Annotated in this window: 5 protein-coding genes; all 5 read left to right on the top strand. The window is 71.1% G+C overall.

Annotated elements, in window-relative coordinates; translation table 11 throughout:
- A partial coding sequence (locus tag FLX08_RS28635; RefSeq protein ID WP_142623271.1) for an alpha-ketoacid dehydrogenase subunit beta occupies nt 1–974 on the top strand: 974 nt, incomplete at its 5' end.
- The gene (locus FLX08_RS28630) at nt 971–2,224 is read left to right on the top strand and encodes a 2-oxo acid dehydrogenase subunit E2 (protein WP_142623269.1); all 1,254 of its coding nucleotides are present in this window, start codon (nt 971–973) and stop codon (nt 2,222–2,224) included. The genes FLX08_RS28635 and FLX08_RS28630, both read left to right, overlap by 4 nt.
- 4 nt (nt 2,225–2,228) lie before the next feature.
- Nucleotides 2,229–3,551 carry a GH1 family beta-glucosidase gene (locus FLX08_RS28625; RefSeq protein ID WP_244312960.1) on the top strand — a complete coding sequence of 441 codons (1,323 nt, stop codon included), beginning with the start codon at nt 2,229–2,231 and terminating at the stop codon, nt 3,549–3,551.
- An 800-nt stretch (nt 3,552–4,351) separates the two neighbouring features.
- Nucleotides 4,352–5,248: an aldose 1-epimerase family protein gene (locus FLX08_RS28620; protein WP_244312958.1), complete on the top strand. Its 897-nt coding sequence runs from the start codon at nt 4,352–4,354 to the stop codon at nt 5,246–5,248.
- Nucleotides 5,249–6,253, top strand: coding sequence for a phosphotransferase family protein (locus tag FLX08_RS28615; RefSeq protein ID WP_142623264.1), 1,005 nt, complete (start codon nt 5,249–5,251; stop codon nt 6,251–6,253).
- The last annotated feature ends 2 nt before the right edge of the window (nt 6,254–6,255 follow it).

Below are 6,255 nucleotides of genomic sequence, written 5' to 3'. Positions count from 1 at the left end.
CCAGGGTCTCCGAGCACCTCAACCAGGCGCTGCACGATCTCATGGAGTCCGACCCCTCGGTCCACCTGCTCGGCGAGGACGTCGGCGACCCGTACGGCGGCGCGTTCAAGGTGACCCGCGGGCTGTCCAGCCGGTTCGGCTCCCGGGTGAGGTCCACGCCGCTGAGCGAGGGCGCGATCGCCGGCGTCGGGGCCGGGCTGGCCCTGGCCGGCGACAAGGCCATCGTCGAGATCATGTTCGCCGACTTCGTGGCGCTGGCGTTCGACCAGATCACCAACTTCGCCGCCAAGTCCACCTCCATGTACGGCAGGCCGGTGCCGGTGCCGCTCGTGGTGCGCTGCCCCACGGGCGGCAACCGCGGCTACGGGCCGACCCACAGCCAGAACCCGCAGAAGCACTTCATCGGCGTGCCGGGGCTGTCGCTGTTCGAGATGACGCCGTTCCACGACGCGGGCGAGCTGTTCGCCCGGATGTTCGGCCTCGGGCGGCCCTGTCTGTTCTTCGAGGACAAGGTGCTCTACACGCGGCAGATGCAGCAGGTGGACGACCTGTTCACCGTCGAGCTGGTGGACGACGTGGCGCGGGTGCGCGTCGACGGCGCCGGCCGGCCCGACTGCACGCTGGTCACCCACGGCGGGCTCGTCCACCGGACGCTCGACGCCATGCGGGCGCTCCTCCTGGAGGACGACCTGGTCTGCGAGCTGCTGGTGCCCGCCCAGCTCTATCCCGTGCCGCGGCTGCCGGGGCTGGAGGACGCGCCGCACGTCTGCGTCGTGGACGACGGCACCGAGGGCGGCTCCTGGGCGTCCGAGGTGGCCACGGCGCTCTATCCGCGCCTGTGGGGCCGCCTGCGGGGCCCGATCACGCTGGTCAACTCGGCGGACGGGGTGATCCCCGCCGCCCCCCATCTGGAACGTGAGGTGCTCGTGCAGGCCGACAGCATCAGAGCCGCGGTGAGGGAGGCGCTGTCGTGACCGACTTCCGGGTGCCCAAGCTCAACAACAACGACACGTCGTACGTGCTGGTCGAGTGGCTGGCCGAGGACGGGCAGACGGTGCGCGACGGCGATGCGATCGTGCTGCTGGAGACGTCCAAGGCGACCGAGGAGGTCGAGGCCCCGTCGGACGGCGTCCTGCGGCGGCTGCTCGCCGAGGGGGCCGAGTGCGAGCCGGGGCAGGTGATCGCCCGCCTGCTCGCGAACGACGACGACGCCGGTGAGACCTCGGGCGAGCCCGCGCAGCAGGCCGCCCGGCAGGTCGCGGACGACAACCCGGGCGGGCCGCAGGCCGCGGCGCCGCCCGGCGACGTCTCCGGGGTGATCGTCACGGCGCCCGCGCGCGAACTGATCGAGGCGCACGGCATCGCCGTCGATCGGGTGTACGCCCTCGGCCGCAAGGTCATCAGGCGGACCGACGTCGAGGAGCTGCTCGCCGCGCAGGAGCCCTCCCCCGCGGCGGCGGACGCCGCCCAGGCGGGGAACGACGGCCAGGCAGGGGACTCCTCCCCGGCGGGAGACTCCCCCGTGGAGGACGACGACGCGCAGTGGATCACGCTGTCGCGGGCGCAGCAGCGGACGGCCGAGGTCGTCGAACGGTCCCGGCGCGAGATCCCGGCGGCCTTCACGGCGATGAACGTCGACGTGACCGAGGTCCTGTCGCTCGCCCGCGACCTCACCCGCCGGCTGCGCACCCTGGTCGGCCTGCCCGAGATGGTGGTGAAGGCGACCGGCGGTCTGCTCGACCGTTTCCCGATGTTCTTCGCGGCGCCCGGCCCCGGCCCCCGGGCGAGAAGGGCCGCCACCGCCGACGTGGGCGTGACGGTCGACGTGGGCCGAGGGCTGTTCATCCCGGTCGTCCGCGACGCGGGCAACCGGCCGCTGTCCAAGATCGCCGGTGACCTGGTCGGCTTCCGCAAGACGGCGCTCACCGGGTCGTTCCGGGAACGCGACCTCCAGGGAGGCGCCATCACGCTCACCCTGCACACGCACGACGGCATCGTGTTCGCCGTCCCGATCGTCTTCCCCGGCCAGACGTGCGCGCTGTCGCTGACGGCGCCGCGCTCGGAGGTCGTCCAAGACGGTCCGGGCTTCGCCGTACGCAAGACCGCCACAGTTGGCCTCGCATACGACCACCGTTACATCAACGGTCGCGATGCCGCGGAGTTCCTCGGGGAGCTCCGCACGGCGCTCGAATCACCCGCGCGTTTCCTCACCGAGAATGGATGAAGCCATGAACTCACCCGCACGGTTTCCGGCCGACTTCGTCTGGGGCGCGTCCACCGCGGCGTACCAGATCGAGGGCGCGACCACGGAGGACGGCCGCGGGCCATCGGTGTGGGACACGTTCTGCGCGGTCCCCGGCAACGTACGCGACGGCGACAGCGGAGAGCACGCCGCCGACCACTACCACCGCTACAACGAGGACCTCGACCTGATCGCCGATCTGGGCCTCGGAAGCTACCGCTTCTCCATCGCCTGGCCGCGGATCCAGCCGACCGGCTCGGGCAAGCCCAACCAGAAGGGCCTCGACTTCTACCGCCGGCTCGTGGACGGGCTGGCCGAGCGCGGCGTCCGGCCGATGGCCACGCTCTTCCACTGGGACCTGCCGCAGGAGCTGCAGGACCGAGGGGGCTGGGAGAACCGGGACACGGCCGAGCGCTTCGCCGAGTATGCCGCGATCTGCTTCGACGCCCTGGAGATCAGGGACTGGCTGACGATCAACGAGCCCAAGACCGTGGTCGACTGCGGATACCGCTTCGGCACCCACGCGCCGGGCGTGAAGGACGACGCGCGCGCGTTCGTCGCCTGCCACCACCTGCTGCTCGCCCACGGCCTCGCCTCGCGGGTGCTGCACGAACGGCACCCCGGACGCCGCATCGGCCCGGCGCTCAACCTGCACCCCACCTACCCGGCCGACGACACGCCGGAGGCACGCGAGGCGGCCCACCACCAGGACGGGCTGGAGAACCGGCTCTACCTCGACCCCGTCTTCAAGGGCCGCTACCCCGAGGACACGCTGCGCTGGATCTCCGAGCGCGGCCCGATGGCCGACCACATCCTCGACGGGGACCTCGGCGTCATCGGCGAGCCCATCGACATCCTCGGCGTGCAGTACTACACGCCGGTCTTCGTGGACGGCAAGGGCGAGCGGGTCTTCCTGCACGAGCGGGCCCAGGCCGAGTGGCTGGAGATCTACCCCGAGGGCCTGCACGACATCCTCGTCCGGGTGCAGCGGGACTACCCGGGCGTGCCGATGGTCATCACCGAGAACGGCCTCGCCACCGTGGACGGCGTCGACGCCGACGGCCGGGTCCGCGACGACCGGCGGATCGCCTACCTGCGCGCCCACCTGAGCGCGGTGCACCGCGCCATGGAGGCCGGCGCGCAGGTCGAGGGCTACCACGTCTGGTCGCTGCTGGACAACTTCGAGTGGGCCGAGGGATACAGCCAGCGGTTCGGCATCGTGTACGTGGACTACACGACGCAGCGGCGCACGCCCAAGGACAGCGCGCTCTGGTATCGCGACGTCGTGAAGAGCGGCGAGCTGCGCTGACCCCCCACGCGGGCCTGCCACGACCCGACGAACAGGATCGACGAACAGGATCGACGAACACGACCCGATGAACGGCACCCGATGAAGAGCACCCGATAGCGCGCTCGGCGAGCACGCCGGCCCGATAGGCGAAGCGTTTTCCCCCGCCCACCGGGCCCGGCGTGCCCGGGCCCCAACTCCCGGGCACCGGGTCGAGGGCACGGTGTCGAGGGCACCGGGTCGAGGGCACCGGGTCGAGGGCACCGGGTCGAGGGCACCGGGTCGGGAGCCCTGCCTCCCGGGCCTCCTGGCTCCCAGACTCGTTTCCGGTCCGGGCGGCCGGGCACCGGGGCACTGGCGGCCGATTCGTCAGCCACCGCCGTCCTTTTGGCGCTCTCGACCGGCGGTTCCCACGACGCCGTTCCCGTTCGGCGCCCCCTATTCCGCGCCGTATTCCGGGCGCCGTATTCCGGGCGCCGTATTCGGGGCGCCGTATTCCGCGCGCCCGGACCCGTGGCGCGCGGATTGCGATGACGGCTGCCCGGAACTGCTGAAACTTTCAGCACGCGGTGGTGGGCGTTCGCCCATGCACGTGCACGCGACTGCCACTGTGCGGCAAATCGGTACACTTACACCGATCTACGCGATAATCCCGCGAATAAGTTGACGCGTCAGCCGAAAAGACTTAGCTTTACCCAGAGTGGGAGCGCTCCCACCATCCTCCCACCCCGCTTGGATCAAGCGCGATGAGCTGGGATAAAGTCCCTGCATACCGTCAGATGACCCGCTTCTTGACGTCGCGTCAGCGAGAGGACTCCCCCGTGCCCGATTACACGATTGCCGGCGGCGGATACCAGGCCACGATCAGCGAGCGGGGCGGCGCGCTCCGGGTGCTGCGCCATGAGGGCCGCGATCTGGTGACGAGCTGGCCGGAAGGCGGGCCGGTCCCCTACTACAGCGGCACCATCCTGGCGCCGTGGCCCAACCGGGTGGTCGGCGGCACGTACGTCTTCGAGGGGCGGCGCCGCCACCTGCCGATCAACGAGCCCGACCGCGGCCACGCCCTGCACGGCCTCGTCTCCGGGCTCGACTGGAAGTGCGCGGAGCTGCTGTCGGTCGAGGACCACCACGGCCACGTGCGGCTCACGCACGTCGTGGAGCCCACCGAGGGCTATCCGCACAGGATCTCCCTTGAGGTGCGGCACTCGGTCTCCGGCGAGGGCCTGTCGACCACGCTGACGGCGCAGAACGTGGGCGAGACGGCGGCGCCGTACGGTTGCGGGCCGCACCCGTGGCTGCTGGCCGGGCCCGACGTCACCGCCTACGAGCTCGGCCTGCCGGCCGGGCGGGTGCTGCTCACCGACGACCTGCTCGCCCCCACCGAGCTGGTGGAGGTGGAGGGAACGCCTTACGACTTCAGGACGCCGCGCGTGATCGGGGACACCGCCGTCGACCACGCCTTCACGGGCGTGACGGAGGGACGCGTACGCGTGCTGGGGCCGGAGGGCGGGGTGGAGCTCACCTGGGACCCCGCGGTGCTGCCGTGGGTCCAGGTCTGCACCGGCACGGGGCTGGGCCATCAGGGGCTGGCCGTGGAGCCGATGACGTGCCCGCCCGACGCGTTCAACTCGGGCACCGATCTGATCGTTTTGCAGCCGGGGGACAAGCACGAGGCCACGTGGACCATCGCGGTCACCACTGCGTCATTGGAAGGCTGAATGGACAGCAGGACGAAGAGGCGGTTGTCCCCCGCCCAGCTCGAAGAGGTCACCCGCGACGCGCTCGGCTGCGGGGTGACCTCGTCGGAGGAGCTCACCGACGGCTTCGCGAACGCCGTCTGGCGGCTCGGCCTCGACGACGGACGTCAGGTGGTGCTCAAGCTGGGACCACCGCCCGACCTGCGGCTGCTGGCCTACGAGCGCCACCTGCTGCGCACCGAGGCGATGGTCTACCACCTCGCCCAGCCCACCGGGCTGCCGATGCCCGCCCTGCTCAAGGCGTCGTTCGACGACCCGCTGCTGGGCGGCGACTACCTCATCCTGTCCGCGCTCGACGGGGTGCCGTGGAACCGGACGACGCTCAGCCCCGCGGAGGAGGGCGCGCTCCGGTTCGAGCTGGGCCGCCACCTCGCCCGCCTGCACTCCATCCCGGGCACGGGCGTCTTCGGCTACCCGTACGCAGGGCTGACCGGCCGGACCTGGCGGGAGGCGTTCCTCGTCATGGTCGGCGCCCTGCTGGACGACGCCGTCTACTACAACACCCCGCTCCCCGCCACGATCGTGGAGATCGTCGGGCTGGTCCACATGAACGCGCACGTCCTCGACCAGGTCACCACGCCGTCACTGGTGCACTTCGACATGTGGCCGGGCAACGTGTTCCTGGACGGCGACAACCGCGTGCAGGCGCTCATCGACCACGAGAGGGCGTTCTGGGGCGACCCGCTCGCCGACTTCGTCACGCCCACGATCTTCGACGAGCTGCGCGAGGACGACCCGATGCTCATGGGTTATCGGCAGGAGGCCGGCCCCGTGCGGCTGGATCAGGCCGCCCGCGTACGGATGGCCCTTTATCGGGCCTACCTCTACCTGATCATGCTGGTGGAGGACGGCCCCCGGCAGTATCCGGAGGAGTCCTACGCCCGCATCAGGGACATCACGACGCGGTCACTGGTCGCCTGCCTCGACCTGCTGCGTGCGGGGTCGAGGAACCACGCGCACGTCTGAGG

The sequence above is a fragment of the Microbispora hainanensis genome, assembly GCF_006874475.1.
Classification (GTDB): Bacteria; Actinomycetota; Actinomycetes; order Streptosporangiales; family Streptosporangiaceae; genus Microbispora; species Microbispora hainanensis.
This window is presented reverse-complemented; position numbering and strand designations above follow the sequence as displayed.

Excerpts from the sequence above, each read along its gene's own strand:
- FLX08_RS28615 (WP_142623264.1), top strand. The coding sequence starts at position 5,249 with ATGGACAGCAGGACGAAGAGGCGGTTGTCCCCCGCCCAGCTCGAAGAG.
- FLX08_RS28625 (WP_244312960.1), top strand. The coding sequence starts at position 2,229 with ATGAACTCACCCGCACGGTTTCCGGCCGACTTCGTCTGGGGCGCGTCC.